Source organism: Ideonella azotifigens (assembly GCF_006519715.1).
GTDB lineage: Bacteria > Pseudomonadota > Gammaproteobacteria > Burkholderiales > Burkholderiaceae_C > Ideonella > Ideonella azotifigens.
Window position 1 is genome coordinate 1 of record NZ_VIDT01000782.1, and the last position, 2,320, is coordinate 2,320.

At 68.4% G+C, this 2,320-nt stretch carries 3 protein-coding genes; all 3 read right to left on the reverse strand.

The genetic code is table 11. The features are described 5' to 3' along the window. A partial coding sequence (locus FKP22_RS27560; RefSeq protein WP_141291168.1) for a glycosyltransferase family 2 protein occupies positions 1 to 797 on the reverse strand: 797 nt, incomplete at its 3' end. Position 798: 1 nt separating this feature from the next. After that, the gene (locus tag FKP22_RS27565) at positions 799 to 1,947 is read right to left on the reverse strand and encodes a glycosyltransferase (RefSeq protein WP_141291170.1); all 1,149 of its coding nucleotides are present in this window, start codon (positions 1,945 to 1,947) and stop codon (positions 799 to 801) included. A 33-nt stretch (positions 1,948 to 1,980) separates the two neighbouring features. After that, positions 1,981 to 2,320 (reverse strand): glycosyltransferase (locus tag FKP22_RS27570; RefSeq protein WP_141291172.1); only part of this gene is annotated, 340 nt, incomplete at its 5' end.

A 2,320-nucleotide genomic window follows, 5' to 3' on the forward strand; every position in this document is an offset into this window, starting at 1 on the left:
CGCAAGCCCTTGAGCAGCACCCGCACGCAGCGCCGCGCCAGCAGGTGCAGCAGGCGCTGCTGTTGCCGGTGATGGCTGAGGCCGGCCAATACGCCGCCGACGAGGTTGCGCAAATGGTCGGCATAGCGCCGGTCGCGCGTCGCGGTGATCGAATTCGGATGGCGGCGGTAGTGCAGCAGCACGTCGCTGGTGCGAACGCTGCGGGTGCTGCGCGCAAAGGCTTCGGCCACGAAATGCACGTCTTCGTAGACCGTGCCCCGCGGATAGCGCACGGCCGCCAGCAACGGTGTCGCGTACACGCGGCTCCAGGAGAAGAAGCCGGTTTCGAAGGGATTGAGCTGCGACGACGGCAGCAGGCGTCCGCTGGGCGGCGCGCCCGGTCCGCTGAGCAGCGCTGGCTTGGCGGCACTGAATTCACGGAAGCCGAACTCGATGATGTCCCAGCGGCGCTGCAGCATCAGCGGGCGCAGCACCGTGAGGTAGGCCGGATCCAGCAGGTCATCCGAGTCGACCATGCCCACATACGGCGTGCTGACCCGGTCCAGCGCCATGTTGCGCGCTGCAGCCACGCCCTGGTTGACCGGCTGCAGGCACCATTCGACGCCAAAGCGGACCACGCCGGCACGTTCGGCCAACCGCGCCTGGGCGCGGGCCACCGAGTCGTCCGGGCTGGCATCGTCAACGAAGATCAGCTTGACCTGCTCGCTGTTGACGGCGGAGATCAGGCTGTCGATCAGCGCAACAATGTGTTCTCCAGCCTTGTAGACCGGGCAGATCAGCGTCAGCAATGCCGCCATCTCAAGCCCCCTGCTTGGCCTGGCTGACCGGGCTGGCGGCCGGCAGCGGCGCGCCCAGGTACTCGGCGCAATAACGGCTCAGCATCACGTCCAGCGTGTAGTCGGCCTGGTATTTGCGGCGGCTGTGTTCACCATGCGCGCGGCACAGCGCAGGCTGCTCGATGTAGCGCCGCATCGCGCTGGCGAACGCGCCGGCGTCGCCCTGCCCGATCAGTTCGCCGTTGCGGCCGGACTCGATCAGCTCCGAGACACCGCCCACGTCGCTGGCAATCACCGGACGGCCGCAGGCCATGGCTTCGATGATGCTGCGCGGCAGCCCTTCCCAGTGGCTGCAAAGCACGAACACGTCATGCTCGGTCAGCTGCGCGGCAAAGTTGTCGACCACGCCACGGAAGTGGATCGTGCCGTCGGGCAGCCCGGCCATCAGCTGCCGCACCTGGGCCTCCTGCGAGCCATTGCCGAAGATGTGCAGCTCGAAACGCAGGCCGGCATCGGTCAGCCGTCGGCAGGCGGCGGCCAGCGTCACGTAGTCCTTCTGGGTCTCGAAACGCGCGGCAGTCACGAAGCGCAGCGGGCGGCTCCCACTGGCCGCGTCCGACAGCGCGCCGCTGGTGTCAATGCCGTTCATGCCATTCGGGATGGTCATCAGCTTGTCGGCACCGACACCGATGCGCCGGTACTCGTTGAAGTCGAAGCGGCAGACGCAGATGATGCGCGCCGGCAACCAGGCCAGCAGCCGCTCCAGCCGCTCGTAGAGCTTGTAGCCGCTGTTCTGCGGGGTGTTGACGAAGGGCACGCCGTGGGCGACGTAGTAGGCCCGGCGCAGCGTCAGCATGGCCGCCACGCGGCCCAGCGCGCCGATCTTCGCGGTGTGCCAGGAGGTGACCTGCGGGCGCTCCTTGACCAGCAGCCACATCAGCTGCAGCAGCACCAGCACATCGCGCAGCGGGCGCAGCTCGCGGTGCAGCTGTGGCAACTCGTGGACCTTGAAGCCGGCCTGGCGCAGCCGCTCGTTGGCGGGGCCCTGGCCGCCCAGCACATAGACCACCTCGGCGCCACGGGCACGGAAGGCCTCGCCGGTCTGGCAGATGTGGGTGAAGGACCCGGACAGCGTGGTGTCCGAGCGTGTCATGCCGATCAGCACTTTCATTGTGTTTTCTCCCTGTCGTGCGTGAATGAGGCTTCAGGACCAACCGGCGGCGCCGGCTGCACCGGCACTGCCCGCGGCCTCGACCAGCCGCGGGTACAGCGCCTCGTAGCGCTGCACCACCCGCGGCATGGCAAACACTTCGTCGACCAGCCGGGCCGAGGCCGCCTGGGCCCGAACCAGACCTTCGGCGTCCAGCAGCGGCAGCGCACGGCGCATGGCCGCGGCCAACGCAGCTGCGTCGAAAGCAGTGGCCAGCTGGCCATTGACGCCGTCGACGATGGCCTCGGCCGCGCCGCTGACCGGCGTGGAGACCATCGGCTTGCCCAGCACCAGGGCCTCCAGCAGGGAGTTGGAAAAGCCCTCGGCCCGCGAA